At 70.3% G+C, this 26,619-nt stretch carries 27 protein-coding genes; 19 read left to right on the plus strand and 8 right to left on the minus strand.

Going from position 1 to position 26,619, the window contains the following annotated elements; all coding sequences use genetic code 11:
- Positions 1 to 90 precede the first annotated feature (90 nt).
- The 6 genes from ABL840_RS03000 (at position 91) to ABL840_RS03025 (ending at position 6,138) form a co-directional block, all read left to right on the plus strand.
- Entirely contained in the window at positions 91 to 1,023 is a 933-nt protein-coding gene (locus ABL840_RS03000; protein WP_093301492.1) for a 2-hydroxyacid dehydrogenase, read from the plus strand.
- Between the two features lie 177 nt (positions 1,024 to 1,200).
- Complete coding sequence (locus ABL840_RS03005; protein WP_093301493.1) at positions 1,201 to 2,604, plus strand: aspartate aminotransferase family protein; 1,404 nt, start codon at positions 1,201 to 1,203, stop codon at positions 2,602 to 2,604.
- Between the two features lie 78 nt (positions 2,605 to 2,682).
- Complete coding sequence (locus ABL840_RS03010; RefSeq protein WP_093203650.1) at positions 2,683 to 3,177, plus strand: Lrp/AsnC family transcriptional regulator; 495 nt, start codon at positions 2,683 to 2,685, stop codon at positions 3,175 to 3,177.
- A gap of 23 nt (positions 3,178 to 3,200) precedes the next feature.
- Entirely contained in the window at positions 3,201 to 3,581 is a 381-nt protein-coding gene (locus ABL840_RS03015; protein ID WP_093203653.1) for a (2Fe-2S)-binding protein, read from the plus strand.
- Positions 3,578 to 4,981 carry an NAD(P)/FAD-dependent oxidoreductase gene (locus ABL840_RS03020; RefSeq protein WP_093301495.1) on the plus strand — a complete coding sequence of 468 codons (1,404 nt, stop codon included), beginning with the start codon at positions 3,578 to 3,580 and terminating at the stop codon, positions 4,979 to 4,981. The genes ABL840_RS03015 and ABL840_RS03020 overlap by 4 nt, the downstream gene beginning before the upstream one ends.
- A complete protein-coding gene (locus tag ABL840_RS03025; protein ID WP_093301496.1) occupies positions 4,978 to 6,138 on the plus strand; it encodes an NAD(P)/FAD-dependent oxidoreductase in 1,161 nt (386 codons plus the stop codon). The genes ABL840_RS03020 and ABL840_RS03025 overlap by 4 nt, the downstream gene beginning before the upstream one ends.
- 114 nt (positions 6,139 to 6,252) lie before the next feature.
- Here the strand turns inward: ABL840_RS03025 and ABL840_RS03030 are convergent, their stop codons facing one another.
- The 5 genes from ABL840_RS03030 to ABL840_RS03050 form a co-directional block, all read right to left on the minus strand.
- Positions 6,253 to 6,606, minus strand: coding sequence for a cupin domain-containing protein (locus ABL840_RS03030; RefSeq protein ID WP_093301498.1), 354 nt, complete (start codon positions 6,604 to 6,606; stop codon positions 6,253 to 6,255).
- 2 nt (positions 6,607 to 6,608) lie between these two features.
- The gene (locus ABL840_RS03035) at positions 6,609 to 7,307 is read right to left on the minus strand and encodes an HAD-IA family hydrolase (RefSeq protein WP_093301499.1); all 699 of its coding nucleotides are present in this window, start codon (positions 7,305 to 7,307) and stop codon (positions 6,609 to 6,611) included.
- A 139-nt stretch (positions 7,308 to 7,446) separates the two neighbouring features.
- Positions 7,447 to 7,875, minus strand: coding sequence for a GFA family protein (locus ABL840_RS03040; RefSeq protein WP_093301501.1), 429 nt, complete (start codon positions 7,873 to 7,875; stop codon positions 7,447 to 7,449).
- 29 nt (positions 7,876 to 7,904) lie between these two features.
- Positions 7,905 to 8,210: a hypothetical protein gene (locus tag ABL840_RS03045; protein ID WP_093429409.1), complete on the minus strand. Its 306-nt coding sequence runs from the start codon at positions 8,208 to 8,210 to the stop codon at positions 7,905 to 7,907.
- Positions 8,211 to 8,219: 9 nt separating this feature from the next.
- Positions 8,220 to 8,933, minus strand: a complete 714-nt coding sequence (locus tag ABL840_RS03050) for a YebC/PmpR family DNA-binding transcriptional regulator (RefSeq protein WP_093301504.1) — start codon at positions 8,931 to 8,933, stop codon at positions 8,220 to 8,222.
- A gap of 105 nt (positions 8,934 to 9,038) precedes the next feature.
- On the opposite strand from ABL840_RS03050, the gene ABL840_RS03055 reads away from it, so the two are divergent.
- Entirely contained in the window at positions 9,039 to 10,742 is a 1,704-nt protein-coding gene (locus tag ABL840_RS03055; RefSeq protein ID WP_093301506.1) for a M14 family zinc carboxypeptidase, read from the plus strand.
- A 7-nt stretch (positions 10,743 to 10,749) separates the two neighbouring features.
- On the opposite strand, the gene ABL840_RS03060 is transcribed toward ABL840_RS03055, so the two are convergent.
- Entirely contained in the window at positions 10,750 to 11,667 is a 918-nt protein-coding gene (locus tag ABL840_RS03060) for a LysR family transcriptional regulator (RefSeq protein WP_093203678.1), read from the minus strand.
- 104 nt (positions 11,668 to 11,771) lie between these two features.
- On the opposite strand from ABL840_RS03060, the gene ABL840_RS03065 reads away from it, so the two are divergent.
- From ABL840_RS03065 to ABL840_RS03095, 7 genes are all read left to right on the plus strand, one after another.
- A complete protein-coding gene (locus tag ABL840_RS03065) occupies positions 11,772 to 13,181 on the plus strand; it encodes an aspartate aminotransferase family protein (RefSeq protein ID WP_093301507.1) in 1,410 nt (469 codons plus the stop codon).
- On the plus strand, positions 13,178 to 15,517 hold the full coding sequence (locus ABL840_RS03070; protein ID WP_093301509.1) for a LamG domain-containing protein: 2,340 nt from the start codon (positions 13,178 to 13,180) through the stop codon (positions 15,515 to 15,517). The genes ABL840_RS03065 and ABL840_RS03070 overlap by 4 nt, the downstream gene beginning before the upstream one ends.
- On the plus strand, positions 15,514 to 16,809 hold the full coding sequence (locus ABL840_RS03075) for an MFS transporter (RefSeq protein ID WP_093301510.1): 1,296 nt from the start codon (positions 15,514 to 15,516) through the stop codon (positions 16,807 to 16,809). Before ABL840_RS03070 ends, ABL840_RS03075 begins: the two co-directional genes overlap by 4 nt.
- A gap of 80 nt (positions 16,810 to 16,889) precedes the next feature.
- Complete coding sequence (locus tag ABL840_RS03080; RefSeq protein WP_418116183.1) at positions 16,890 to 17,726, plus strand: isocitrate lyase/PEP mutase family protein; 837 nt, start codon at positions 16,890 to 16,892, stop codon at positions 17,724 to 17,726.
- A 54-nt stretch (positions 17,727 to 17,780) separates the two neighbouring features.
- The gene (locus ABL840_RS03085; RefSeq protein WP_093301513.1) at positions 17,781 to 18,530 is read left to right on the plus strand and encodes an energy-coupling factor ABC transporter ATP-binding protein; all 750 of its coding nucleotides are present in this window, start codon (positions 17,781 to 17,783) and stop codon (positions 18,528 to 18,530) included.
- Positions 18,523 to 19,116: an energy-coupling factor transporter transmembrane component T family protein gene (locus tag ABL840_RS03090; protein WP_093301515.1), complete on the plus strand. Its 594-nt coding sequence runs from the start codon at positions 18,523 to 18,525 to the stop codon at positions 19,114 to 19,116. The genes ABL840_RS03085 and ABL840_RS03090 overlap by 8 nt, the downstream gene beginning before the upstream one ends.
- 33 nt (positions 19,117 to 19,149) lie before the next feature.
- Positions 19,150 to 19,743: a biotin transporter BioY gene (locus tag ABL840_RS03095; protein ID WP_093203696.1), complete on the plus strand. Its 594-nt coding sequence runs from the start codon at positions 19,150 to 19,152 to the stop codon at positions 19,741 to 19,743.
- A 10-nt stretch (positions 19,744 to 19,753) separates the two neighbouring features.
- Here the strand turns inward: ABL840_RS03095 and ABL840_RS03100 are convergent, their stop codons facing one another.
- Positions 19,754 to 20,242 (minus strand): DUF6314 family protein, encoded by a 489-nt coding sequence (locus ABL840_RS03100; protein ID WP_093301516.1) that lies wholly within the window; start codon positions 20,240 to 20,242, stop codon positions 19,754 to 19,756.
- 189 nt (positions 20,243 to 20,431) lie between these two features.
- On the opposite strand from ABL840_RS03100, the gene ABL840_RS03105 reads away from it, so the two are divergent.
- On the plus strand, positions 20,432 to 20,812 hold the full coding sequence (locus ABL840_RS03105) for a helicase SNF2 (RefSeq protein WP_093301517.1): 381 nt from the start codon (positions 20,432 to 20,434) through the stop codon (positions 20,810 to 20,812).
- Positions 20,813 to 20,873: 61 nt separating this feature from the next.
- On the opposite strand, the gene ABL840_RS03110 is transcribed toward ABL840_RS03105, so the two are convergent.
- Positions 20,874 to 21,569 carry a hypothetical protein gene (locus ABL840_RS03110; protein WP_418116184.1) on the minus strand — a complete coding sequence of 232 codons (696 nt, stop codon included), beginning with the start codon at positions 21,567 to 21,569 and terminating at the stop codon, positions 20,874 to 20,876.
- 251 nt (positions 21,570 to 21,820) lie between these two features.
- Here ABL840_RS03110 and ABL840_RS03115 point away from each other — a divergent pair, with 251 nt between their 5' ends.
- The 4 genes from ABL840_RS03115 (at position 21,821) to ABL840_RS03130 (ending at position 26,579) form a co-directional block, all read left to right on the plus strand.
- The gene (locus ABL840_RS03115; RefSeq protein ID WP_093301519.1) at positions 21,821 to 22,426 is read left to right on the plus strand and encodes a DUF6891 domain-containing protein; all 606 of its coding nucleotides are present in this window, start codon (positions 21,821 to 21,823) and stop codon (positions 22,424 to 22,426) included.
- Entirely contained in the window at positions 22,423 to 24,213 is a 1,791-nt protein-coding gene (locus ABL840_RS03120) for a VanW family protein (RefSeq protein ID WP_418116185.1), read from the plus strand. The genes ABL840_RS03115 and ABL840_RS03120 overlap by 4 nt, the downstream gene beginning before the upstream one ends.
- Positions 24,214 to 24,226: 13 nt before the next feature.
- Positions 24,227 to 24,823: a hypothetical protein gene (locus ABL840_RS03125; protein ID WP_093301522.1), complete on the plus strand. Its 597-nt coding sequence runs from the start codon at positions 24,227 to 24,229 to the stop codon at positions 24,821 to 24,823.
- Between the two features lie 67 nt (positions 24,824 to 24,890).
- Entirely contained in the window at positions 24,891 to 26,579 is a 1,689-nt protein-coding gene (locus tag ABL840_RS03130) for an FxLYD domain-containing protein (protein WP_093301523.1), read from the plus strand.
- Positions 26,580 to 26,619: the final 40 nt, after the last annotated feature.

Genomic DNA, 26,619 nt, shown 5'->3' on the forward strand with positions numbered 1-26,619 from the left:
GATCACGCCGACGGGGGCATTCGCGGAGGGGAGTACCCGGTGTCATTCGCACGCACCCCGAATGTGTTCCGAGCCGAGTCCAGCCAAATCATGAAAACCACTTTCCTCTACAAATCCGACCCGGCAAGAGGCCGCCTGTGGGCCGAGGTGTTCCGCCGCCGCGCCCCCGACATCGACTTCCGCATCTGGCCCGACATCGGCGATCCCGCGCAGGTGCGCTTCCTCGCGGCGTGGGAGCCGCCGGACGACCTGGCGACGCGCTTTCCCAATCTGCAGGTGTTGTTCTCTTCAGGAGCGGGCGTCGACCAGTTCGACTTCGCGTCGCTGCCGCCCGAGCTGCCTGTGGTGCGCATGGTCGAGCCCGGCATCGTGCGCGGCATGGTCGAGTACGTGACGCATGCGGTGCTGGGCCTGCATCGCGACATGCCGCAATACCGGCGCCAGCAGCAGGAAGGCCTGTGGAAGCCGCTGCCCGTGCGAACGGCCCGCGAGCGGCGCGTGGGCGTGCTCGGGCTGGGTTCCCTCGGGCAGGCGGTGCTGGAACAACTCGTCGCCCTGGGCTTCGACTGCGCGGGATGGAGCCGCTCGCGGCATGAAGTGGCAGGCGTTCAATGCCATGCCGGCGCCGACGAGCTGCCGGCCTTCCTCGCGCGCACCGGCATCCTCGTCTGCCTGCTGCCGCTGACCGATTCGACGCGCGGCTTTCTCGACGCGCGCCTGTTCTCGCAACTGCCCGAAGGCGCCGGCCTCGTGCACGTCGGGCGCGGACCGCAACTGGTCGACGCCGACCTGCTGGCCGCGCTCGAAAGCGGCCGCATCGGCGACGCCGTGCTCGACGTGACCGATCCCGAGCCGCTGCCGCCGGAGCATGCCTTCTGGCGCCATCCGCGCATCCAGCTCACGCCGCACATCGCGAGCATGACGCAGCCGCTGAGCGCGGCCGAAGTGGTGCTCGACAACCTCGAGTGCTTCGAGGCGGGCAAGCCGATGCTCGGGCTGGTCGACCGCGCGCGCGGCTACTGAGCGAAGGAGCGAAGGAGCGAAGGGGCGAAGCAAGAGCCACCGCACGATCTGCTGCGCGCCGCACGCACAACCGCAGCCTGCTTCGTGCGACACCCCCAAAGCAGCACCACCTCGTGCGGTGCGCCGCCTAAGCTGAAGGCATCGAAAGCTCCTTCCGCTCTCGCACCTTCACACCCCATGACGCACCCCACCGCATTGCCTCAGCAAGCCGCTCTCGACGCCATCGACCGCGCGCACCTCATCCACCCCGTCTCGCCCTGGCGCGTGCACGAGCAGCGCGGTCCCACCGTGTTGGCCTCGGGCAAGGGCGCATGGCTCACCGACGGCAACGGTCACCGGCTGCTCGATGCATTCGCCGGCCTGTGGTGCGTGAACGTGGGCTACGGGCAGGAAAGCGTGGTGCAGGCCGCCACCGAGCAGATGCGCCGGCTGCCCTACGCCACCGGCTACTTCCACTTCAGCAGCGAGCCGGCGATCCGCCTTGCCGAGAAGCTGGTGCAGATCACTCCCGCGTCGCTGACGCGCGTGTACCTCACGCTGGGCGGCTCCGAGGCGGTCGACGCGGCCGTGCGCTTCGTCGTGCAGTACTACAACGCCACCGGCCGTCCGTCGAAGAAGCAGTTCATCTCGCTGGAGCGCGGCTACCACGGCTCCTCGTCCACCGGCGCGGGACTGACCGCGCTGCCGGCCTTCCATCGCGGCTTCGACCTGCCGCTGCCCACGCAGCACTACATCGCCTCGCCGTATGCCTATCGCCATGAGCACGGCGACGATCCGCGGGCGCTGATCGCCTCCTCGGTCGCGGCGCTGCGCGCCAAGGTGGCCGAGCTGGGCGCCGACAACGTGGCGGCCTTCTTCTGCGAACCGATCCAGGGCTCGGGCGGCGTCGTGGTGCCGCCCAAGGGCTGGCTCACGGCCATGCGCGACGCGGCGCGCGAGCTCGACATCCTCTTCGTGGTCGACGAGGTCATCACCGGCTTCGGCCGCACCGGCCCCATGTTCGCCTGCGAGGCCGAAGGCGTGGAGCCCGACCTGATGACCATGGCCAAGGGCCTGACGGCGGGCTACGTGCCGATGGGCGCGACCATGATGTCCGAGAAGGTCTACGCCGGCATCGCCGATGGCGCGCCCGAGGGGGCCGCCATCGGCCACGGCGCGACCTACTCGGCGCACCCGGTCGGCGCGGCCGTCGCGCTCGAGGTGCTGCGGCTCTACGAGGAGGGCGGCATCCTCGCCAACGGCCAGCGCGGCGCGGCGCATTTCGTGGCCGGGCTCGATGGATTGCTCGACCATCCGCTGGTGGGCGACTCGCGCCACCGCGGCCTGCTGGGCGCGCTGGAGCTGGTGAGCGACAAGGCCAGCAAGCGCCGCTTCGACGCGTCGCTCGGGCTGTCCGACCGCATCTTCGCGGCCGGCTACCGCAATGGCCTGGTGTTCCGCTCCTTCGGCGACCACATCCTCGGCTTCGCGCCCGCGCTCACCTTCACCGAGGACGAGTTCGCGCAGCTGTTCGCGCGGCTGAGGAAGACGCTGGACGAGGTGCTCGAGGCGCCCGACGTTCGCGCCGCGCTGGCCGCCTGAAACCGCGTCGAACGACACCCGCAAGAGCCGGCCGCCGACGCAGAATCGGGATCTCTCGTTTCGTTATCAGGCACCGCCATGTCAGAAGCTTTCAAGATCGACCGACTCGACCTGCGCATCCTGGCCCAGTTGCAGAAGAACGGGCGCATGACCAACGTCGACCTGGCGGATGCGGTGGGGCTTTCGCCCAGCCCCTGCCTGATCCGCGTGAAGCGCCTGGAGCAGGCCGGCTACATCGCGGGCTACGGCGCGCACCTGCGGCTCGAGAAGCTCGGCGACACGCTCACCGTGTTCACCGAGGTCACGCTGTCGGACCACCACCGCGAGGACTTCGTGCGCTTCGAGGCTGCGATCCGCGAGGTCGACGAGGTGCTCGAATGCCACCTCGTGAGCGGCGGCTACGACTACCTGCTGCGCTTTCTCACGCGCGGCGTGAACCACTACCAGGAAGTGATCGAGGGGCTGCTCGAACGCAACATCGGCATCTCGAAGTACTTCAGCTACATCGTCATCAAGTCGCCGTTCATCAAGACGCACTGTCCGATCGAGCGGCTCTTTCCCCACGAGCGCTGAGCGGCGCTCCCCGACTCTTCTCCATGCCCGAATCCACGCCTCGCTTCCACCCGCCGGCCCGCTTCGTGCGGCTCGCGGAAACCGACCGGCCCGCGCTGACCCTGCACATCGACGGCGAAGCCCGCACCGCGCTGGCCGGCGACACGCTGCTGGTGGCCCTGCTGAGCAACGGCCGGCGCGTGCGAGACAGCGAGTTCGGCGATGGTTCGCGCGCCGGCTTCTGCCTGATGGGCGCCTGCCAGGACTGCTGGGTGTGGACGCCGGCCGGAGAGCGCCTGCGCGCCTGCTCCACGGCGGTGGAGGAGGGCATGTCCGTGCTGACCCGTCCGCCGGCGCAGCACTGGCCCGCCACGCCGGACCTGAGGCAGTCGCTCGCACGGCATGCCACGGAGGCAGGGGCATGAACGCCGAAGTCGTTCTCTCGCCGCGCGTCGTCGTGGTCGGCACCGGCCCCGCCGGCGTGCGCGCCGCGCAGGCGCTGGTGCAGGCCGGCGTGCGGCCCGTCGTGGTCGACGAAGGCCGGCGCGACGGCGGCCAGATCTACCGGCGCCAGCCCGAGGGCTTCAAGCGCCCCTACGCCAAGCTCTACGGCACCGAGGCCGCGAAGGCGCAGGCGCTGCACGGCGACTTCGACGTGCTGCGCGAGCGCATCGACTACCGCGGCGACACGCTCGCCTGGAACGTGAGCGCGGGCGAGTTGCACGTGGTGCATGCCGGCGAGCCGCAGGCGCTGCCCTTCGACGCGCTGCTGGTGTGCAGCGGCGCCACCGACCGCCTGATGCCGGTGGCGGGCTGGCACCGCGCCGGCTGCTACAGCCTGGGTGCCTCGCAGATCGCGCTGAAGGCGCAGGCCTGCGCGATCGGCTCGCGCGTGGTCTTCACGGGCAGCGGACCGCTGCTGTACCTCGTGGCCTCGCAGTACGCGCAGGCCGGCGCGAAAGTGGCGGCGGTGCTCGACACCGCTCCGGCCTCCAAGCCCTGGGGAGCGATGGCGGGATTGCTCGCGCGGCCGCGCCTCGCGCTGCGCGGGCTCGGGCTGATCCGCGGCCTGCGCCGCGCGGGCGTGCCGGTGCTGCAGGGCGTCGTGCCGCTGCGCATCGAGGGCGACGACAGCCTGGGCGTGCAGGCCGTGGCGGTGCGCGATGCCGATGGGGGCGAACGCCGCTTCGAGTGCGACGCCGTCGGGCTCGGCTGGCATCTGCGCGCGGAGACTCAGCTGGCCGACCTCGCGCGCTGCGAATTCGAATTCGAGCCGGCGAGCCGCCAGTGGCTGCCGCGCATCGATGCCGACGGCCGCAGCAGCACCCAAGGCGTGTACCTGGCCGGCGACGGCGTTCGCATCCTCGGTGCCGACGGCGCCGAGGCGGCAGGCCGGCTGGCCGCGCTCGCGGCGCTCTCGGACCTGGGCCATGCGCGGGGCGGCGCCCTCTACAACGCCGAATCCGCTGCGCTGCGCCGCACGCTGGCGCAGATGGACCGTTTCCGCCAGGGCCTGGCGCGCGCCTTTCCCTGGCCGCACGCGCAGGTCGCGTCGCTGCCCGACGACGCCATCGTGTGCCGCTGCGAGGCCGTGACGGCCGGCGAGCTGCGCCGCTGCGTCGACGAGATGGACAGCCGCGAAGTCAACCGCGCCAAGGCCTTCAGCCGCGTCGGCATGGGGCGCTGCCAGGGTCGCTTCTGCGGCCATGCGTCGGCCGAGATCGTGGCGCAGGCCAGCGGCGTGCCGGTCGAGCTCGTGGGGCGGTTGCGCTCGCAGGCTCCGGTCAAGCCGCTGATGATGGATACGCGCGAGGTGCAGGCATGAGCGACACGACGACAACCGACACCGACGTGCTGGTGCTGGGCGGCGGCCTCATGGGCACCACCGCCGCCTTCTTCCTGCGCCGCCAGCATGGCCTGTCGGTCACGCTGCTCGAGCGCGAGCTCGTGGGCCGCCAGGCCAGCGGCACCAACTTCGGCAACGTGCGCCGGCAGGGCCGCGCGCTGGCGCAGATGCCGCTGGCCAACCGCGCGCGCGCCGTCTGGGGACGCGTGAAGGAACTGCTGGGCGAAGACCTTGAGTTCGTGCCCTACGGCCACCTGCGCGTCTGCTACACCGAGAAGCAGGCGGCGGTGCTGGAACAGCACGCGAGGGACGTGAAGCCGCTGGGCCTCGATCTCGAACTGTTCGACGCGGCCGGCCTCGCCAGGCGCTGGGGCATCTTCGCGCCCGGCATCGTGGCGGGCTCGCTCTCGCCGAACGACGGCCATGCCAATCCGCGCCTGGCCGGGCCGGCCTTCGCGCGCGCGGCTCGGCGTGCCGGCGCGAACATCGTCGAGCACGCCGAGGTGATGCACGTGGAGCGCGACGGCGCGGGCTTCGTCGCCCACACGGCGGACGGCAGGCGCTATCGCGCGGCACAGCTCTTCGTGGCCTGCGGCGCATGGTCGAACCGCATGGCCGGGCAGTTCGGCGAAGGCGTGCCGATGGAAGCACGCGGGCCGCAGATGGGCGTGACCGAGCCGCTGCCCTATGCCATCGGGCCGTCCGTCGGCATCTCGTCGCCCATCGAGCACGAGGGGCTGTACTTCAGGCAGATCGCGCGCGGCAACATCGTCTTCGGCGGCGGGCTCAAGGGTCCGGCGCATGCGGAGCACATCCGCGCCTACGTGAAGCCCGACAACGTGCTGCGCCAGATGCGCGAGCTGCGCCGCTTCGTACCGGCCTTCGCGCACGTGCAGCTGATCCGCGTGTGGAGCGGCATCGAGGGCTACACGGCGGACTGGCAGCCTGTGATGGGCCCGAGCGCGCGCGTGCCGGGCCTGCACTACGCCTTCGGCTTCAATGGCGAGGGCTTCGCGATCAGCCCCGGCGTGGGCGAGACGATGGCCGAGCTGATCGCCACCGGCCGGACCTCGACGCCGATCGAGAGCTTTTCCATCGGCCGGTTCGCGAGCGAACTGACGAGGCAGGCGGCCTGAGTTCGAGGGGCGCCCTTCCAGGCATACCGTGGAACCGGCTTTGCCGGGCCGCCGGCATGGCCCCCTGCAAAAGGGCTGGCGGCTGCACGAAGCGAGCAGGCCTGGGCGTGAGCCCTATGCCATCACGACGAAGACCTTGCGCAGGGTTTCGTGCACATGCCACTCGCCGGTGGTGTGCGCAGGAAAGAACAGCGTGTCGCCCGCGCGGATCTGTAGCGCCTCGCCGCCGGTGGGCGTGAAGGTGCAGGCGCCCGCGATGATGTGCATGACCTCGGCGTTGGCGAGCTGGCGCTCGAAGCGGCCGGGCTCGCACTGCCAGATGCCGCTCTTGTTCTCGCCCGCGCCGGCGAGCTCGACGTCGATGCCGCTGAGCCTGCAGGGTGGCTGGCTCAGGGGGCGCGCGGGCGTGCCCTGGTCCTGCAGGCCGCCGATGGTGGCCGACTGGCTAAGGATGGTGATGCCCGTCATGCTCAGCGCCCCGCCTCTACCGCGTCGGCCAGTTCGGCCAGCGTGTGGAAGTGGTAGTCGGGTACGGTGTGCTTCGACTCGATGGTGCCGCCCGAGCCCTTCTGCGCATGCCGGCGCTCGATCCAGCAGGTGGTGATGCCCAGCTGCCTGGAGATGCCGATGTCGTGGTACTGGCTCTGCGCCACGTGCAGGTTGTCGGCCTGCTTGAAGCCCCAGGCGCCTTCGAAGCGGCCGCGTGCATAGGCGAAGTAGCGCGCGTCGGGCTTCTCGCACAGTGCATCGTCGCAGCTCAGCAGCATGTCGAAGGGCGAGCCCAGGGTCTTGTCGAAGTGCGCGAGCGCCCAGGCCTGCGCGTTGGTCATCGTCACCAGCTTGAAGCGCTTGCCCAGGCGCTTGAGCGCTTCCACGGAGTCGGGGAAGGCCGGCCATTGCGAGACCGAGTCGCGCAGCCCGCGAGCGACGGTGTCGGTGTCGGGCAGGCCCAGCGCGGGGGCCACGGCGTGCCAGCAGCGCTCGAGGTCGTCCGGATACCAGCCGGCATTGCCGTCGGCGCGTGCGCGCCGGTAGGCGGCGAGGAAGTCGTCGTCGCTCACCTTGGCATCGGGCGCCACGCTGCGCAGGTAGGCGAGCATGCCGCCCTCGAAGTCGATCAGCGTGCCGACGACGTCGAAGGTGAGGACCTTGAAATCTTGCAGGGACATGGAAACGCTCCAGGGATGAAGTGGAAATGGCTTCATCGAGCATAGGTGCGCTGTCCGGATGCGCGTTCCGAACTGGGGCCGCCTCGCGGCACAGGATGCGGTTGTCGGCCGCGGGCCGGCATCTTCTTGCGCGGCGCGTTCAGCTCCCGCCGGCGTGGCCCTCGTGCTGCGGCAGGTCGTCCGTGATCGTGAACCACGGCGCCTTCGAACCCACGAAGATGTGCGCGCTCGGCCGGATGGAGGGGGCATCGACCAGGGTGCCCAGCGTGACATGCACGAACTGCCCGTCGCGCACCACGGAGCACAGCAGCGAGCCGCACTTCGCGCAGTGCAGGTCGCCCGCATCGGGCTTGCCGTAGATCGCGAGCCCGTCCTTTCCCTGCGTGATGGCGAACTTGCCGCGCTCGATGCCCGCGAAGGGCTTGAAGGCCGAGCCGGTCGCGCGCCGGCAGTCCTGGCAGTGGCAGTTCAGCGAGTAGACGAATTCATCCGCCACCTCGTAGTGAACGGCGCCGCACAGGCACCTGCCGGCGAGTGCGCGTGTGCCAGGTTCTTCGGCTGCTGCCACAGGTGCTTTCCTCTGCGCCGACGAACGGCTTACTTAAACCTCGCGCGCAGGAATGCACGACCGATGAAGCCGCCAATCCCGGCACCCACTGCCGCGGCGAGGTAGATCTCCCGATCATCGAGCGTCACGCCGGGCAGGATGAACTTCAGGAAGACCGCGACGAGGCAGAACCCGAAGAACGCGCCGACACCGCTGTACACGCGGGCATCCAGCTCCTGCGTCGTCTTCCTGTAGCCCTCGGAGTGACCCGCGGCTTCATGGATCAGTGTGGTGTTGCACTGAAAGCAGCGCACGTCGGTCGCCGCGTTGAGGTTGTTGCAGACAGGACATTGCACGACGGTACCTCAACCCGCCAGTCCCACGAACACGTTCTGCACGTCGTCGTTCGCGTCGATGGCCGCGAGGAAGCTCTCGACTTCTTCCAGTGCCTCGGCGCTCAGGCTCGCCGGATCGACGGGGTTCTTCGGCTTGTAGCCCAGCTTGGCCGACAGCACGGTGAAGCCCTGGGCGGGCAGGGCGCGGCTCACGAGGTCGAGGTCGGTGGGGTCGGTGAGGAAGACGGCGGGGTGGTCTTCGCCGGCCGGCTCGAAGTCTTGCGCGCCGGCCTCGATGGCGGCCACTTCGGGGTCGGCGTCGGGCTTCGCGGGTTCGGCCTCGATCATGCCGACGTGGTCGAAGTCCCACGACACCGAGCCCGAAGTGCCCAGCTGGCCCTTGCGGAACAGCACGCGCATTTCAGGCGCGGTGCGATTCACGTTGTCGGTGAGGCATTCGACCATCACGGCCACGCGATGCGGTGCGAAGCCCTCGTAGATCACGTGCTCGTAGTGCACGGACTCGCCCGTGAGGCCGGCGCCCTTCTTGATGGCGCGGTCGAGCGTGTCCTTGGGCATCGAGACCTTGCGGGCCTGCTCCACCACCAGCCGCAGGCGCGCGTTGGAGGCCGGGTCGGCGCCGTTGCGCGCGGCCACCACGATTTCCTTGACGAGCTTGCCGAACAGCCGGCCCTTGGCGTTGGCCGCGATGTCCTTGTGTTTGGCTTTCCATTGGGCGCCCATGTGCGTTTCCTTGAATGAATATGTATTGCTTGCGGCCTTGTCTGGCTCTTTTGAAGAAAGAAGGGCTGGATGACCGGGAGGGGCGACTACTGTAGCCTTCTTCCCATGACCGCTCCACAAGACACTTCCTACGTCACGCCGTTCGAAGCCGGCAACGGCAACCAGACCGCCACCTGGGCCGAATGCATCGCCTTCTACGAGCGGCTGGCCAGAGACTTCCCCGGCGTGCTGCGCTGGGGCGAGATCGGTGTCTCGGACACTGGCGTTCCCCTTCACGCCGGCGTGGTCACTTCGGACGGCGTGTTCGACCGCGAGACGCTCGCGCGGCAGGGGCGTCCGGTGTTCTTCAACAACAACGGAATCCATCCCGGCGAGCCCGAGGGCATCGACACCTGCATGGCGCTGGTGCGCGACTTCTGCACGCAGCCCGAGAAGCTGGCCGCGCTGGGCCGCACGGTGTTCATCTTCATCCCGGTCTACAACGTGGACGGCTGCATCGACCGGCAGAACACCTCGCGCGTGAACCAGCTCGGCCCCGAGTCCTTCGGCTTCCGCGGCAACGGCCGGCACCTGGACCTGAACCGCGACTTCATCAAGTGCGACAGCCTCGCGGCGCAGGTGTTCAACCGCTTCTTCACCGCGTGGGACCCGGACGTGATGGTCGACACCCACACCTCCAACGGCGCCGACTACAGCTACACCATGACGCTGATCCCGACCCAGCCCGACAAGCTGGGCGGCGGGCTCGGCGCCTTCCTGCGCGAGAGCATGCTGCCCGCGATCTACGGCGGCATGGAGCGGCGCGGGTGGCCCACCTGCCCGTACATGAACCTGCTGGCCGAGACGCCCGACGACGGCATCGAGGACTTCCTCGACACGCCGCGCTTTTCCACCGGCTACGCCGCGCTGCACCACACCATCGGCTTCATGCCCGAGACCCACATGCTCAAGCCCTTCGCCGACCGGGTGGCGTCGATGCGGGCGCTGGTCGAGACGGTGCTCGACTTCAGCATCGCGAATGCGCAGCGCATCCAGCAGCTGCGCCGCGAGGCGAAGGCCGCGGCCGCACGGCAGGCCCGCTGGCCGCTGACCTGGCGCAACGACCGCAGCCGGCCCGCCGGCCTCCGCTTCAAGGGCTATCGCGCGGTCCGCAAGCCCAGCCTGCTGGGCAGCTACGAGCGTCTGGCCTATGACCGCAGCCAGCCGTGGGAGAAGGACATCGTGCATTTCGACCGCTGCATCGTGGGAGAGACGGCCGCGGCGCCAAGGGCCTACCTCGTGCCCCGGGCATGGAGAGAAGCGATCGAGCGGCTGGAGTGGAACGGAGTGGAGCTGAAGCGGCTCGACGAAGACAGGCTCTTCGAGGCGGCGCGCGTGTACCGCATCCGCAGCGTGACCTCCCGCGCGAACGCCTACGAAGGCCACATGTTCCACGACGAGGTGGAGCTTGCCGAAGGCACCGAGCCCTTCCAGGCGCGCGCGGGCGACGTGCTGGTTCCGCTGGACCAGCCCCGTGCCCGCTACGCGGTCGAGACGCTGGAGCCGCAGGCCCACGACAGCTTCTTCCGCTGGGGCTTCTTCAACAGCGTGCTCGAGAAGAAGGAGAACTTCTCGCCCTACGTCTTCGAGGACACGGCGCTGCGCATGCTGGAAGACGAACCCGAGCTGAAACGCCTGTTCGAGCAGTGGAAGGCGGAGAACCCGGAGAAGCTGGGCGACCAGAAGGCGGTGCTGGGCTTCATCTTCGCGCACGGCCGGCGCCACGCGGAGCCAGGGTGGCGGCGCTATCCGGTGGTCGCGCTGATGTAGTTGCGGCTCACGCCGCCGGCCTGAACCCCGGCAGCGCATGCATGCGCTGTCGCAGCGCCTCGACGAAGGCCGTGACCCGTGCCGGCCGGTACAGCCCCGGCGGCAGCGCGACGTGCACGCCGATGGGCTCCAGCCACCAGTTGGGAAGCACGCGCTTCAGGCGGCCGGCCTGCATGTCCTCGTGGCACATCCATGGCGCTGCGGCGCCGATGCCCGCGCCGTTGAGGATCGCGCGGTAGCTCGCGAGCAGGCTGTCGGTACGGATGGGCGTGTCCAGCGGCACGATGCGCGAGCGGCCCGCGCGGTTGATGAGCCGCACGTTGCCCGTCACGTACGGGATCAGGCCCACGCACGGCAATTGAGGCAGCCGTGCCAGCGTGACGGGGCCGGTGCGCTTCAGCAGCTCGGGCGTGGCGATCAGCACGCGCTCCATGCGGCCCACTGTGCGGCAGACGAGGCCGGGGTCGCGCACCTCGCCCACGCACACCCAGCATTCGGCGCCGGAGGCCGCGAGGTCGACCACGCGGTCGGTCAGCGTGAGCTCCACGCGCAGCTGCGGATGCGCCGCGCGCAGGTCGGTCACCGCGTCGGTGAGAAAGCCGGTGCCGTAGCCGGAGGGGCCGATCACGCGCAGCGTGCCCTCGGGCCGGCTCTGCCCGCCCTGCAGCCGCTGCGACAGGCCCGACCAGCGGTCGGTGAGGTCGTGCGCCTCGGCCAGCAGCGAGCGGCCTTCGTCGGTGAGCGAGAAGTTCGCGGTGTTGCGGATCGCCAGCTTGCAGCCCAGCAGCCGTTCCAGTTCGAGCAGGCGGCGGCTCACGGTGGGCTGCGTCGTGTCGAGCAGGCGCGCCGCCTTGCTGAGCGATCCGCTCTCGCCGATGCGGATGAAGGTGTGCAGCAGGTCGAGCCGGTCGTGGGTGTTCTTCATGCGCCAGACGTATAGCACTTCATCGGCCCATACGTCTACCCGTGGCGGCGGGCTCTGCCTATCGTCGTGGCCGTTCAAGACCTGCGATGAATGGATATTTCCCGATGAGCGCCTCGATCGAAGACACCCCCCGCACCGTGGGAGACACGCCCAAGGGCGGCTCCGTGCTCGGCTTCTATGCCGCCAAGGGCACGCCACGGCCGCCGCGCATCGCGCACGGCGAGGGCATCTACCTCTGGGACACGGGCTGCCGCCGCTTCCTCGACGCGACCGCCGGCGCGGTGGTCGCCAACATCGGCCATGGCAATCCGCGCGTGCTGGCGGCCATGCAGGAGCAGGCGGCGCGCGTGACCTTCGCCTACCCGCGCTTCTTCGAGAGCGAGCAGAGCATCGAGCTGGCCGACCGCGTCTGCGCGCTGGCGGGCGAGGGCTTCGACCGTGCCTTCTTCGTCTCGGGCGGCTCGGAAGCCAACGAGTCGGCGATCAAGCTGGCGCGGCAATACGCGGTGGTCACGGGCCAGGCGCGGCGCGTGAAGGTGATCTCGCGCAACCCGAGCTACCACGGCTCCACGCTCGGTGCGCTGGCGGTGACCGGCGATGCGCACACCCAGTCGATCTACGGGCCGATGGTGCGCGAGATGCCGAAGGTGAGCGCGCCGCTGTCGTACCGCGTGCCCGCCGGCCACACCGCCGAGAGCCACGCGCTGGCCTGCGCCGACGAACTGGAGACCACCATCGTGCGCGAGGGCGCCGACACTGTGCTGGCCTTCATCATGGAGCCGATCGGCGGGCTGTCGACCGGCGCGGCGGTGGCGCCCGCCGTGTACTTCGAGCGCGTGCGCCAGATCTGCGACCGCCACGGCGTGCTGCTGATCTACGACGAGATCATGAGCGGCGCGGGCCGCACCGGCGCCTTTCTCGCGGCGCACCACTGGGCCGGCGCGCGGCCCGACCTGGTCACGCTGGCCAAGGGGCTGGCGGCGGGCTACACGCCGCTGGGCGCGCTGCTGGCGCCCGACCGCATCGTCGACGCGGTCGCGGGCAGCGGCGGTTTCGTGCACGGCCACACCTACTTCACCAACCCGCTGTCGTGCGCGGTGGCGAACGCGGTGCTCGGCGAAGTGATCGCGCAGGACCTCGTGACCCGCGCGCGCGACATGGGCGAGCTGCTGATGGCGCGCCTGCGCGAGGTGGCGGCGCGCTCGCCCATCGTGGGCGACGTGCGCGGCAAGGGCCTCTTCACCGCCATCGAGATCGTGGCCGACAAGGCGACGAAGCGGCAGCTGCCGGCAAGCTTCAACGCGCCGGCGCGGCTCACCGAGCACGGGCTGAAGCACGGCATCGCGCTGTACAACCGGCGCGCCAACCTGGGCGCCTTCGGCGACTTCCAGATGATCACGCCGCCGCTGACCATCACGCCGGCCGAGATCGACGAACTGGCGGACCTGCTCGAACGCTCGCTGCACGACCTGGCCGACGAGATCGCGGCCAAGGGCCTGGCCACCGTGGCATGACGATGCAACAGCAGAAGATTCTTCCGCCCCACCGCAGCCTGCACGTGCCCGGCGTGCACGGCTACACCGACCGCAAGAGCGTGGCCGCCGGCGAGGTGGTGCGCTTCCATCTCAGCAGCCACGTGCCCTACACGCTCTCGGTGTGCCGGCTCGGCCCCGACACCGAGGGCCGCACGGCCGACATGGTGCTGCACGCCTTCGAGCCTTCGCCCGCGCGCGTGCATCCGATCCACCCGGGCTCCTATGTGCTGGTGGAGCGCGGCCTCGGTCATCCGTTGCGCGCGCTCACGCTGGAGTGCTGGGTGCAGGTATGGAGCGTGGGCGCGCGCCAGAGCGTGATCGGGCAGTTCGACCTGCCCGCCGCCTGCGGCTACGGCCTCTTCGTCGACGAGGCGGGCCGCGCTGTGTTCCATCTGGGCGACGGCGGCGCCTTCCGCCCGGAAGGCGAGCTCGCGGGCGGCTCGCTGGTGCCGAAGCGCTGGCATCACATCGTCGCCACCTGGGACGGGCGAGAGACGGTGCTGTGGATCGACGGCGAGGCCGTCGCGCGCGGCCGTTTCGACGGCGTGGTGCAGCCGGGCAGGGCGCCGCTGCGCCTGGGCGGCAGCGGCATCGACGGCCTGGCGGATGCATTCCTCGAGGGCGACATCGTCATGCCGGCGATCTACTCCCATGCGCTGCAGGCCGATGAGGTGGAGGCGCGCTTCGCCGACCGCGGCCTGCGCACACCGCGCGGACGCACCGTGCTCGCCTGCTGGCCGCTGCGCGAGGAGCGCGGCGACGTGGTGGCCGATGCCAGCGGCCACCAACGCACCGGCCGCATCGTCAACCACGGCACCTGGATGATCGTCGGGCCGGCCTTCGAACCGGCGCGCGTGAACGAGTTTTCCGACGACGGCTACGACCCGCTGGCCGACCCCACGCGCGGCCACGGCCTGCGCCTGGCGAGCGACGATCTCTACGACTGCCGCTGGCCCGAGAGCCATGCCTTCCGCATTCCGGCGGACGCGAAATCCGGCGTGTACGTGGGGCGCGTGCACTTCCTGCTCGACGGCAGGCCGGTCGAGTACGACATCGCGTTCATCGTGCGCCGCGCCGCGCAGCGGGCTCCCGCGCCGGTGCTGGTGCTGTGCGCCACCAACAGCTGGCTGGCCTACGCCGCCACGCCCTTCGCGAAGAACACCGCGAGCGATCCGGTGTGGCCGCGCCGCTCGGCGGGACTGGAGAACAGCCATCCCGAGGCGCCGGCCTTCTGCAGCTACACCTACCACCGCGGCGGCCAGCCGACCTACCAGGTGGGCCTGCGCATGCCGTGGCCCAACGCCAGCCCGAACGCGCTGTACGACCCGGCCGATGCAGGCTTCAGCCAGTGGACCCGGCTGGAGCGTCGCCTGCACGTGTGGCTGGAGCGCTGCGGTTACGACTACGACGTGGTGAGCGATCTCGATCTGCACCGCGACCCGGGCCTGTTGAAGGCCTACGAGACGGTGTTCATCAACGGCCACAGCGAATACTGGTCGCAGCCAGCCTGCGACGGGCTCGACGACTACCTGTCGGGCGGCGGCACCGCCATCGTGCTGTCGGGCAACACCATGTACCTGCGCGTGAGCTACGACGAAGAGTGCACGGTGATGGAGCAGCGCAAGGTGCGCGGACCGGGCGACGAGGACGGCGCGGAATCGGTGGAGCTGCGCCCGCCCGCCGGCCCCTACGGCGAGCAGTACCACTCGCAGGACTGGGCGCGCGGCGGCCAGTTCAGGCAGGCCGGGCGCTCCTGCGCCGAGCTCATCGGGCTGGAATCGGCGGGCTGGGCCTTCGCCGACGGCGACGACTTCGGCGTGTACCACGCGACGCAGCCGAAGCACTTCCTGTTCACGCAGCCGCACGCGCTGGGGCTCGAAGACGGCTCCACCTTCGGTCACGCGCCGGGCGGCGGCCTGCCGCGCGCCATCGGCCACGAGTGGGACCTGAGCGTCGCGACGCTGAACCGCATGACGCGCAGGCTGCCCGCCGGAGAGAGCCTGCCCGAGCCGCAGCGCGGCATCCAGGTCATCGCCGAGGGGCGCAGGCAGCGCCCCGGGCGCCTCGACGCGTACCTCGACTACTACTCGCAGCCGACCGATTCGCGGGGCGGGCTGTCGGCCGAGATGATCTATTGGGAGCGCCCGCAAGGCGGCCGCGTGTTCAACGCAGGCGCCGTCGGCGCGAGCTGGGTGCTCGGTGCCGACCCCTGTTTCGAAGGGCTGCTGCGCAACGTGCTGCATCACTTCGGCGTCCGGCCCGCGACTGGCGCGGACCTTGCAGTTCAACCACCCCTGGAGCACGCAGCACCATGAGCACACTCGCCCCACGCACCGCCGACCTTTCAGAACCCGCCGAGCCGGCCTCCCGGCAGAGCACGCTGCGGGTCATCACGGCCATCTCCATCGGCAACGCGCTGGAGTGGTTCGAGATCGTGATCTACGGCTTTCTGGCCGTGACCATCTCCAAGCTGTTCTTCCCGGCCGAGAACGACACCGTGTCGCTGCTCATCACGCTGGGCACCTTCGGCGTGACCTTCGTGATGCGCCCGGTCGGCTCGCTGGTGCTGGGCGCGTATGCCGACGCGCGCGGGCGCAAGAACGCGCTGACGCTGTCGATGGCGCTGATGCTGTGCGGCACGCTGCTGATCGCGGTGGCACCCACCTTCGCGCAGATCGGGCTGTGGGCGCCGGGGCTCGTGATCCTCGCGCGGCTGCTGCAAGGCTTCGCGGCGGGCGGCGAGTTCGGCAGTGCCACCGCGCTGCTGGCCGAGCAGGACCCGCGCCGGCGCGGCTTCTTCTCGAGCTGGCAGTTCGCGAGCCAGGGCATCACCACCTTCCTGGCGGCGGGCTTCGGCATGGGGCTCAATGCGCTGCTCACGCCCGAGCAGCTGCTGTCGTGGGGCTGGCGCATTCCGTTCTTCTTCGGCTTGTTGATCGGCCCGGCGGGCCTGTACATCCGCCGCCACCTCGACGAAGGCGTGGAGTTCAAGCGCGCCGCGCAGGAAGCCACGCCGGTGCGCACCACGCTGGTGGACCAGCGCGGGCGCACGCTGGCGGCGATGGGGCTCATCATCCTCGCGACCATCGTGGCCTACACGGGGCTCTTCATGCCCACCTTCGCGGTGCGCCAGCTGGGCCTGCCGCCGTCGATGGCCTTCGCCGGCACCTTCTGGTTCGGCGTGCTGCAGTTCGCGCTGGTGCCGCTGTTCGGCAGCATGTCCGACCGCGTGGGGCGCATCCCCGTGATGCGTGCCGCGGCGCTGGTCATGCTGGTGATGATCGTGCCGCTGTTCTACCTGCTGGTGAACCATCCCTCGGTGCCGGCGCTGATGCTGGCGCTCACCGCGATGGGCGTGGTGGCCTCTGCCTACTGGGGGCCGATCTCGGCGGCGATGTCGGAGCTGTTCCCGGCGGCCACGCGCGGCACGGGGCTCTCGGTGAGCTACAGCTTCGGCGTGGCGATCTTCGGCGGCTTCGCGCCCTTCATCAGCGCCTGGCTCATCACGGCCACGGGCAGCAAGATCGCGCCGGCGTTCTACGTGGGCTTCGGCGTGGTGGTGAGCCTGATCGCGCTGCGGGCGGCGCGCGGCTACGGCGTGAAATGAAATAGCAGTTTTTTCCAAGCCGGGGCGGCGCGCCGCTCCTAAGCTGCGGCCATTCCTCAACTCCCTTGGAACGGATGGCCATGCGATCGAGCGACGCGCAGCAGAAGACAGAAGATTTCCACCGGCTTCATGCCGGCCCCGGACCGCTGGTCCTGGTGAACGCATGGGACGCCGCCAGCGCCCGCATCGTCGAGCGCGCCGGCGCCACGGCCATCGGCACCACCAGCGCGGGCATGGCCTGGTCACTGGGCTACGCGGATGGCGAGCGAATGCCCGTCGCCGAGCTGGTCGCGGCCTGCGCGCGCATCTGCCGCGTGGCGAGCGTGCCGGTGAGCGTGGACATCGAGAGCGGCTTCGGCGAGAGCGCCGCGGCGGTGCGCGAGGTGGCGGGCGCGCTCGTCGACATGGGCGCAGCCGGCATCAACATCGAGGACGGCACGCGACCGGGCGCGCGCGAGCTGGCGTCGCCCGAGGTGCTGTGCGAGCGCATCGCGGCCATCCGCGAGCTGGACGCGCGCTTCTTCATCAACGCACGCACCGACGTGTACTTCATGCCGTGGGACGACCCGGCCGCGCGCTTCGAGGAGGCGCTGCGCCGCGCGAAGCTCTACGCGGCGGCGGGCGCGGACGGCATCTTCGTGCCGGGCATGTCCAGCCCCGAAGAGATCGGGCGGCTGTCCGGTGCGCTCGACCTGCCGCTGAACGTGTACGCGGGCTACGCCGGCGCACCGCCGGCCGATAGCCTCGCGCGTGCCGGTGCGCGGCGCATCAGCCTGGGCTGCGGCCCGCTGCAGTCGGCGTTGGGGCTGGTGGCGCGCATCGCGGGCGAAGCCTTCGGGCACGGCCGCTTCGGCACGATGGGCGAGGGCATGCTGTCCGTGGGCGAGCTCAACGCGCTGTTTCCGGCCGCGGCCTGAGCCTCGCGGCGGCGAGGCGGCTTCGGGTACCGCATCAGGTACAGTGGGCGCCCCTTGCCGCAGCCGACCCCGTCCGAACCCAGCTCCCCGCACAGCATCCGCCTCGAGGCGGTGACGCTGGTGCGCGGCAGCCAGCGCGTCTTCGAGGGGCTGACGCTCGACCTGCAGGAGATGCGCATCGGCCTGGTCGGCGACAACGGCGCGGGCAAGAGCAGCCTGTTCCGCCTCATCAGCGGGCTCGACCAGCCGCAGGAAGGGCGCGTGGTCGTGCATGGCTGCGACACGCAGGCCGACCGCAGGCAGCTGTCGAAGCACGTGGGGCTGATGTTCCAGAACCCCGACGACCAGATCATCTTTCCGACCGTGGCCGAGGAGCTGGCCTTCAGTCTTACGGCGCGCGGCGAGACGCGGCAGGCGGCCAGGCAGCAGGCGCGCGATTTCCTTGCCCGGCGCGGGCTCGAGGCCTGGGCCGGGCGCGCGGTGAGCGAGCTGAGCCAGGGCCAGCGCCAGCAGGTGTGCCTGCTGGCCCTGCAGATCAGCGAGCCCGCCACGCTGCTGCTCGACGAGCCATTCGCCAGCCTCGACCTGTTGAGCCAGGCGCGGCTTGCCGCGCAACTGGAGGCGAGCGACCACCAGATCCTCGTGTCCACGCACCTGCTGGAGCACGTCTACGACTTCGAGCGCGTGCTGTGGCTCGACCAGGGCAGGGTGCGCGGCGACGGACCGGGCCGCGAGGTGTGCGAGGCCTACGCCGAGGACGTGCGCGAGCGCGCTGCCGCTGAGCGGGGGCGCCACCATGCGTAGCCTGTATTCGGAGCAGCCGACGTGGATGCATGCGATCGCGGCATGGATCAAGCTCGCGGTGCTGTCGGTGTGCGGCACGCTGCTGGTGCTGGTCGAGCGCCCGTCGTACTTGGCCATCGCCTGCGCAGCGGTGCTGCTGATCTTCGCCTCGCTCGGAGCGCCCGCATGGCGCCGCGTGCGCATGCTGGTCGGCGTGACGGTGGCCTGCGGGCTGATCGTCGGCTTCCACTGGGCGATGGGCACGACGCTGCTCGGCGTGGCCAGCGCACTGCGCCTGGCGAGCGCGGCCACGCTTGCGCTGATGCTCACGCTGACCACTCGCTTCGAGGACCTGCTGGCGGTGCTCGAGGCCGTGCTGCATCCGCTGCAGCGCTTCGGCGTGCCCACCGAGCGGATCGCGCTGGGCCTTGGCCTCATGCTGCGCTTCGCCGAAAATTTCTATGTGCAGTGGCAGCGCCTCGACGATGCCTACCGCGTCCGCTCCGGCCACGGCGGCGGCCTGCGGCTGCTGGCGCCGCTGACCATCCGCACGCTGCAGACGGCGGAGCGCGTGGCGGACGCGCTGGCCGCGCGGCTCGGGCGCTGATCCTTCTTCCGTCTTTTCTCGATTGCGACTGCCATGACCACCACTTCAGGCTCCCTCACTTCCTCCCGTTCGCTGTCGTACATCGCGCTGTTCGCGGCGCTGATGGCGGTGTTCGGCCTGATCCCGAAGATCGACCTGCCGTTCGGCGTGCCGATCACGCTGCAGTCGCTGGGCGTGATGCTGGCGGGCTGCCTGCTGGGGCCGCGCCGGGGCTTTTTGGCCATCGCGCTGTTCCTGCTCGCGGTGGCGCTCGGGCTGCCGCTGCTGCCGGGCGGCCGTGGCGGCCTGAGCGTGTTCGTGGCGCCTGCCGGCGGCTTCCTGTTCGGCTGGATGTTCGGCGCCTTCGCCTGCGGCCTGCTGATGCGCCTGGCCGTGCGCCGCATCGGCGGCACGACGGGGCTTCCCCTGTTGGCGGCGGCGTTCCTCTCGGCGCTGGTCGGCGGGATCGGCGTGGTCTACGCCTTCGGCATCGTCGGGCTCTCGTGGATCGCCCACATGTCGCTGTCGAAGGCCGCGCTGGCCATGCTGGTGTTCATTCCCGGCGACCTCATCAAGTGCGGCATCTGCGCGGTGCTGGTGCAGACCGTGATGCGCGGCATGCCGGCGTGGCGCCTCGACCGCGACTGAGCGGCTTCCCTCAGCCTCGCCGGCTGAAGACGGTTTCCGAGAGGTAGTCCTTGCGCGGGCCGTGCACCACGTGGCGGATCGTGAAGGAGCCGTCGGGCAGGAAGCGGTAGCTGCTGTCGTAGGTGTCGGGCGTGCACAGGTGCGTGGCCGAGCCGGCGAGCACGTCACCGTCACCCTTGCCCTCGCGCACGACGGCGATGGTATGGAAGAGGCGTGGCGGCGTTTCGGCGAAATGCACCGCGAAACCGCCCGGAGCGCGTTCGAAAAGGTATTCGCGGTGCCCGTCGAACTCCTTGCCGTCGGCCAGGCGGATGCGGCCTTCCTCACGGTACTTGAGCGTTCCGGCTTCCAGCGGCGTGAACGTGGCGACGCCGCTCATGGTGGCCTGCCCCTCGATGTTGCGCTGCAGGCTCCATTCGCCCGCCAGCCGGTCGAACACGGTGTCGGGGCTTCCCCAGAAGGACGTGGAAGGTGAAGGGGCGGGGGCCGGTTCGCTCATGCGGGGGACTCTACGACAGGCGGTGATCCGTCTTCCCGGCGGTTGATTGTTTCCATGGTGTGAACACCGTGGTTCCATTGTCTAAGGGTTTTTACTTAGACGACGGGCGCACAATTCTTCCCATGGACCAGCCCTTCAGCTGATCCAGATCAAGAAACAAGAACCGAACCAATTGAAGGACACATCCAAATGACCGCCTCGAAGCTCCTCTCCGCCGTTTCCCTCGCCCTGCTGGCCGCTGCCGGCGTTGCCCACGCCGAAACCTATGAAGGCGTGCACCAGCTGACCTCGGCCGCCAGCCGCGCCGACGTTGCCAGCCAGGCCGTGGTTGCCGCCCACAGCGCGAACCCCTACGCCACCGGTGCCAACGCCGGCCCGGCACAAGCGATCGTCTCGACCGCCAGCCGCTCGGCCGTTCGTGCCGAAGCCGTGGCAGCCGCCCGCAGCGGTGACCCGTATGCCGAAGGCGCTTCTTCCGGCGTCGCTCCGGTCGTGGCCAGCTCGGTGGACCGCGCCGCGGTTCGTGCCGCAGCCCGCGCTGCCGCTCACGGCGACGCACTGCCGCTGTAATTTCCTGCGGGGCTGAAAGAAAGCCGGGCCATGGCCCGGCTTTTTTGCGTCCGGTCCGGCCTCAGCGCGGGGGGAGCAGCCGCAGCGCGGCGACGAGCAAGGGCTCCCCGGTGCCGTCGGCCGCTTCGCGCAACTCGACCGACCATTGCGCGGCTTCGTCGCCGTTCGCGGGCTTCGCGCGAAGCTCGCAGGCATAGACAACCCGGCCGGCCCGCGCATCCTCGCGCGGCGCGATCGCTTCGTCGCAGCACTCCTCCACCAGCGATCGCGTTCCGTCGGCTGCATCGAGCATGAAGCGCCGCACCAGGTGCATCGCGATGTGCTCCGGTGCCACCGTGCGCTCACCCTCCCGTGCAATCGGCACCGTCGCGCGCAGGCGCAGCTCGAGCGGCTCGCCCGTGCGAAAACCTTCCCCGCGCTCCAGCGACATGTTCTCCAGCGTCACCCGCACCCGCCGGCGTTCGCGCAGCCTCGTGACGACGGCCAGCACCGACAGCACCGAGAAGACGCCGAAGAACGGCAATCCCACCAGCATCCAGAGCCACCGCCAGCCGCCGGCCAGCGACCAGTGCATCGCCTGGAAGCCGAAGACGGCCATGAACACCAGCACCGCCAGCGCGACCAGCCAGGCGACCCGGTCGGCGGCCGTCCTCTGCATGCGTTCCGTGGCCTGCGGCATGGTGGAGGTCCACGAGGCGGGCAGGCGTTCGTCGGCCGGCGGCAGGGCGGGGTCTGGAAGGCGATGTTGCTGCGGCATGGGGAGCCGCCGAGCATAGCCAGCGGCCCTGCTGCACCCCGGCCATGTGGCGGAGCCGGCTTCGCCATAAGGCGCATTGCCTTGCCATGGCGCATCCTTCATGATGGTGCGGTACGGAAGGGGTGGCCGTCGGACATCATGCTTTCGCATTACCGCGCCATCGTGGTGCGCTCGGGTAAAAATACGACCACGCTTCCGCCAGGAAAAAAGAAAGCATGACCCGTTGCCGCCAAGGCGGCAGCCCAACACGCATGGCCCTTACTCTCGACCCAGAAGACACGCGCGGACGCATCCACGACCTGGTGTGGAGCGGCTTCTATCCCGACGCCGATGTCGAGTGGATGATCACCGACGAGTACCTCGATCCCGACGAAATCACCAGCGAAGACCGTGCCTGGGTCAAGGCAGAGGCCGCGAGCGCATGCGCCGCCAAGCACGAGGCCGAGGCCGGATGGCCCGCGCAGACCGAATACGACAGGCTCGAGGCCGTCTTCGCGCAGCTGCGAGGCGAGAAGATCATCGCGCTGCACCGCGCGGGCAACACGCTCTCCGACGGCCACGACGACGTGCGCGAGCAGTGGCGCGCGGCCGGTCGGGCGGAGTCCGGTATTCGCGGCTGCTGCTTCTATCACGCGCAGGACCTCGACACGGCCGTGCGCACCGGCCGCCTGCACCTGGCCTTCAGCGGCGGCATGATCCCCGAGATCGAGCAGCGCGAGGCCAACACCGCGGCCGTGGGCCACCGCATCGTCGAACTGCTGCGCGCGGCCGGCTTCGGCGCGCACTGGAGCGGCAACATCAACGAGCGCATCGAAGCCGACCTCGGCCAATGGCGCAAGCGAGGCCCCTCCGCGTGAGCGTGCAGGCCTGGCAGCCGCCGCGCCGCATCGACGCGATCGATTTCTGGCTGCGTTCGCGGCTCCTGGCCACGGCCCACGCGCTGCGCGAGACCCTGCGGCCCTCGGCCCGCCGATGGCCCGTCGGCAGCCACGCACTGGCCGACGCGCCCGTGCTCGCCCAATACCGCACGCCGTTGTGGACCGACGGTCGCGCGGACGAATTCCCGCTCGTGGCCGGCAAGGTGCAGAACCTTCGCGTGGCGCGCCGCGCCTTCGATGCCGTCGAGGTGCCCGCCGGCGAAGTGCTGAGCTTCTGGCGCCAGCTGGGCAGGCCGGCCTCGTGGCGCGGCTTCGTGCAGGGCCGCGAACTGCGCGGCGGCTGCGTGGTGCCGACGCTGGCCGGCGGGCTGTGCCAACTGTCGAACGCGCTCGCCACCGTTGCGGTGCGCGCGGGCTTCGAGCTGGTTGAGCGGCACGGGCACACGGCGCGCATCGAGCAGGCCGGGGAGCCGGGCGCGGATGCCGTCGACGCGACCGTGTTCTGGAACTACATCGACCTCAAGGTGCGCGCCAGGCAGGCATGGCGGCTCGAAGTGGAGCTGACCGGCACGGAGCTGGTGCTGCGCATCCGGGGCCGTGGCGCATCGGCCGTGCCCTTCGTGCCCGTCACGATGCGCCGCGCGAGCGAGGACGCGGGCGCGGCGTTGCCCATGGCGCGCGGCTGCCTCAGCTGCGACCAGGCCGCGTGCTTCCGTCATCGCCCGCAGGTCGACGTCGGCCCCGAAGGGCTCACCGCTGCGTTGCTCGACGGCTGGACGCCCGAGTTCGCGCGCTACCTGCGCGAGGAGCATCCGGGTGCGCAGCGCATGCAGCCGGTGCCGCTGCGGCTCGCCTTCTGGCGCCGCCCCGCGACGGGCTGGCATCGCGAGCCGGTTGCCGCCGGCGTTGCGCCGGCACAGGCGCCGTGGGCCGCGAGCCTGCGCCGTGCGCTGTGGCAGCGGCTGTGGGCCCGGCAGGCAGGACGGCGCCAGGCCAGCCTGATCGACGGCCAGCGCTGGCTCGCGCAGGCTTTCGCGGCGCGCCTGAAGCCGGAGCACACGCAGCTGGTGGTCGAGCAGGCACTGCTGCCGCACCTGCAGCGCCTCGGCGCGCTCGACGGCCGCCGCGTGATCGTGCTGGCCGGCGCGCTGCCGATGGTCGACATCGAAAAGCGGCTCGACGAAGCCTCGCGGCGCTGGCCCGGCGATGTCACGCTGCGCGACTTCAGGGCCGATGCGTCGCTGGTGCGAGCCGAGTCGCTGGCGCTTGCGCGAGCGTCGATCGTGGTCACGCCGCATGCCGAAGTCGCGCGACAGCTTGCCGCGTCGCGGCGATTCGATTGGGTGCTGCCCGAAGTCAGGGCAACCAGCCGCGCAAAGGCCGGGAGCCAGGAGCTTCCGCTCGTCGTCTTCGCCGCGAGCGCACTGGCACGCAAGGGCGCTCGTGAACTCGCGGCCGCGCTGCAGGGCTGGCCGTGCAGGCTGCGCGTGCTGGGCTCGCCTTCGGACGATGCGCGGCTCTGGCAGGGCATCGGGCATGTCGAACACATGAACTGGCAGGGCGACTGGCTGGCAGGCGCCGACGTCGTCGTGCTGCCCGCGCACATCGAGCACGCGCCGCGCGCGTTGCTGCGCGCCGTGGCAGCCGGCGTGCCGGTTGTCGCATCGACCGCATGCGGCCTCGGCGCACTGCCGGGCATGCGCGAGATCGCGCCCGGCGACGTGGATGCGCTTCGCGCCGCGTTGCGAACAGCCTGCTCTCGCTGAACGGAGGACGCACTTGGCATCGACAGAACAGGCTCGTGCAGCCCTGGCTCCGCATGGCACGCTGGAGCCGCAGCTCGCCGCCGACCACTGGCGCGGCGAGATCCCGCTGCCCGAGGCGGTCGCGGCCTTCTACGAGCAGGTCGGCCCGCTCGGCAACTGGATCAACGAGCGCGTGGGCCATGCGGGCCTCACCGTTCCCACCGCCGGCAACCCCTTCAGCATTCCTCCGCTGGGGCGCCTGTGGTCGGCGCAGGCCGGCTACCGCTGGCACGGCATCACGGGCGAGCGCCTCGCCGCGTGGCCCGACCACTGGCTGGTGGTGGCCGACCAGGGCGCCGACCCCCTCATCCTCGACCTGAACACCGGCGCGATACAGTTCGCCCGGCACGGGGCGGGCGCGTGGGATGACGATGAACCGCTCTTCGCCGACATCCTCGAGATGGCCGCCTGCCTCGGCACCGTCGGGCAGGTCTGGGACGAGGCGGGCGAGGACATCTTCGCGGACGACTATTCGGTCAACCCGGTGCACCGCGCGCGTCTGGTCGAGCGGCTCGCACCGCTGATCGGCGCGGACCGGGCCGAAGATCTCGCGGATGTCTTCGGCTGGTAGAGGGCCGCGACGGAAGCATCAGCAAGAGCAGAAGCAGAAGAAGAAAAACGGGAGCAGCATTTCAGACATGACCATCGATCTCCAGACGCTCAAGTGCGGCGAGTGCGGCAGCAGCGTGCTCAAGCGCACGGGCCTCAACGAATACACCTGCGAGCACTGCGGCTCCGTCACGCTGGTGGAGGACAACGTGTCCGACCGGCTGGAGCGTGTGCTCAACCAGGTGAAGAACGAAGCCGGCCGCCGGCTCGCGGCCGAGGAAGCGCGCAGGCAGGCGCTCATGATGCGCAAGGTCGGCATCGGGGTGGCCATTGCGGTGGGGGCGGTGGTGCTCTTCAGCGTGGTGGGCGTGTTCCTCGGCAGCCGCAATGCCGACACGCGTGGCGCGTCCGCCTCGCAGCGTGTGGTGGCCGCGGTCGACCGCACCATACCCGTCGACGGCCTCAAGCTCGACGAACCGCGGCAGGTGCTCGTGGGCAGCGGGAGCTCGGCCATGCCCAAGTTGCTGGTGGTGGCGCGCAACGAGACCGGCAAGCCGCTGTCTCGCGCCGGCATTCGCGCCGTGTACTTCGACGGCGAGAGCAAGCTCGACGAGCGCAGCGAGATGCTGCCCGTGTCCGTGCTGGAGCCCGGCGAGAGCGCGCCCGCGCTGATCGACATGCCCAGCGGCAAGAACGTCACTCGGCAGGAGCTGCGCGTGCAGAAGCTGGCCGAGCCCTACAGCTCGGTGAAGGGGCCGCGCATGGTGTTCTCGCGCGTGCGGCTGGTGCAGCAGGGCGACCGCGTGCGGCTGGTGGGCCGCATCGTCAACGACCGCAAGGACGCCACCGTGCTCGGCGGCTTCGAGGTGCTGGCCACGCTGTACGACGACGCGGGGCAGGTGATCGGCTTCGGCCACGGCTACGGGCAAGCCAACGAGATACAGCCCGGCGGGCGGACCTCGGTGGACGTGAGCATCGCGCGCTTCGGTCGCGGCGCGGCCATCGCGGCATGGGACTACCGCATCGGCTACAGCACGGTCGAGGCCTCGGGCTCGCGCACGCCGGTGCTGGGCAGCGGCGACCGCGTGATCCGCACCGCGGGCGGTCCGGAGTCCTTTAATTCAGAACTGCGCCTGGGCACCGACGACCTGCTGGCCGAGGACAGCGAGCGCTTCGACGCCAGGCTGCTCGAGATGCTGCCGCTGGTGGACGGGCGCAACAACATCCAGCAGCGGCTGTTCCTGGGCGAGCTCGTCAATCGCAGCACCGACGCAGTCGTGCTCGCGCCGGGCGGCGTGATCTCGCGCTTCAGCGGCAGCAAGGCGCACGGCACGACCACCATCGCGGGGCTGGCGTACCTGTACCCCGGCGAGCGCTTCCCCATCTACCTGGAGCCGCAGGACATGGAGCGCATCACCGACACGCGCATCGAGTGGAAGCCGATGCGACGTGCCGCCTTGCCCGGCCCGCGCAAGCCGCTGGAGGTGAAGGTGACGGGCACCAAGGCCGAGATCGGCAGCGTGCTGCTCAACTTCAGCCAGCGCTTTTCGTACAAGTACGTTGTGGTCAGCGGCAGCGTGAAGAACCCCGGGACGGGCATCGTCGGCAAGGTGCGGCTGTGGGTGAGCCTGCGCGACCGCAACGGGCAGCTCACGGGCTTCAAGCTGGTGGACAACCTGCCGGCCATCGCGCCGGGCGAGAGCGTGCCCTTCCAGGCGAGCGTGGAGCAGAACGGCCGCGACTTCGCGAGCGTGACCACGCTATACCAAACCGAATAGCCCCTCGGGCGACGGAATTGGGCGGTTCGCGCCATGATCG

It is taken from the genome of Variovorax sp. NFACC27, from assembly GCF_048301545.1.
Classification (GTDB): domain Bacteria; phylum Pseudomonadota; class Gammaproteobacteria; order Burkholderiales; family Burkholderiaceae_C; genus Variovorax; species Variovorax gossypii.

Bases quoted from the DNA above. Each gene is read 5' to 3' on its own strand.
- ABL840_RS03000 (WP_093301492.1), top strand. From the start codon at position 91: ATGAAAACCACTTTCCTCTACAAATCCGACCCGGCAAGAGGCCGCCTG.
- ABL840_RS03005 (WP_093301493.1), top strand. From the start codon at position 1,201: ATGACGCACCCCACCGCATTGCCTCAGCAAGCCGCTCTCGACGCCATC.
- ABL840_RS03010 (WP_093203650.1), top strand. From the start codon at position 2,683: ATGTCAGAAGCTTTCAAGATCGACCGACTCGACCTGCGCATCCTGGCC.
- ABL840_RS03015 (WP_093203653.1), top strand. From the start codon at position 3,201: ATGCCCGAATCCACGCCTCGCTTCCACCCGCCGGCCCGCTTCGTGCGG.
- ABL840_RS03020 (WP_093301495.1), top strand. From the start codon at position 3,578: ATGAACGCCGAAGTCGTTCTCTCGCCGCGCGTCGTCGTGGTCGGCACC.
- ABL840_RS03025 (WP_093301496.1), top strand. From the start codon at position 4,978: ATGAGCGACACGACGACAACCGACACCGACGTGCTGGTGCTGGGCGGC.
- ABL840_RS03030 (WP_093301498.1), bottom strand. From the start codon at position 6,606: ATGACGGGCATCACCATCCTTAGCCAGTCGGCCACCATCGGCGGCCTG.
- ABL840_RS03035 (WP_093301499.1), bottom strand. From the start codon at position 7,307: ATGTCCCTGCAAGATTTCAAGGTCCTCACCTTCGACGTCGTCGGCACG.
- ABL840_RS03050 (WP_093301504.1), bottom strand. From the start codon at position 8,933: ATGGGCGCCCAATGGAAAGCCAAACACAAGGACATCGCGGCCAACGCC.
- ABL840_RS03055 (WP_093301506.1), top strand. From the start codon at position 9,039: ATGACCGCTCCACAAGACACTTCCTACGTCACGCCGTTCGAAGCCGGC.
- ABL840_RS03060 (WP_093203678.1), bottom strand. From the start codon at position 11,667: ATGAAGAACACCCACGACCGGCTCGACCTGCTGCACACCTTCATCCGC.
- ABL840_RS03065 (WP_093301507.1), top strand. From the start codon at position 11,772: ATGAGCGCCTCGATCGAAGACACCCCCCGCACCGTGGGAGACACGCCC.
- ABL840_RS03070 (WP_093301509.1), top strand. From the start codon at position 13,178: ATGACGATGCAACAGCAGAAGATTCTTCCGCCCCACCGCAGCCTGCAC.
- ABL840_RS03075 (WP_093301510.1), top strand. From the start codon at position 15,514: ATGAGCACACTCGCCCCACGCACCGCCGACCTTTCAGAACCCGCCGAG.
- ABL840_RS03080 (WP_418116183.1), top strand. From the start codon at position 16,890: ATGCGATCGAGCGACGCGCAGCAGAAGACAGAAGATTTCCACCGGCTT.
- ABL840_RS03090 (WP_093301515.1), top strand. From the start codon at position 18,523: ATGCGTAGCCTGTATTCGGAGCAGCCGACGTGGATGCATGCGATCGCG.
- ABL840_RS03095 (WP_093203696.1), top strand. From the start codon at position 19,150: ATGACCACCACTTCAGGCTCCCTCACTTCCTCCCGTTCGCTGTCGTAC.
- ABL840_RS03100 (WP_093301516.1), bottom strand. From the start codon at position 20,242: ATGAGCGAACCGGCCCCCGCCCCTTCACCTTCCACGTCCTTCTGGGGA.
- ABL840_RS03105 (WP_093301517.1), top strand. From the start codon at position 20,432: ATGACCGCCTCGAAGCTCCTCTCCGCCGTTTCCCTCGCCCTGCTGGCC.
- ABL840_RS03110 (WP_418116184.1), bottom strand. From the start codon at position 21,569: ATGCCGCAGCAACATCGCCTTCCAGACCCCGCCCTGCCGCCGGCCGAC.
- ABL840_RS03115 (WP_093301519.1), top strand. From the start codon at position 21,821: ATGGCCCTTACTCTCGACCCAGAAGACACGCGCGGACGCATCCACGAC.
- ABL840_RS03130 (WP_093301523.1), top strand. From the start codon at position 24,891: ATGACCATCGATCTCCAGACGCTCAAGTGCGGCGAGTGCGGCAGCAGC.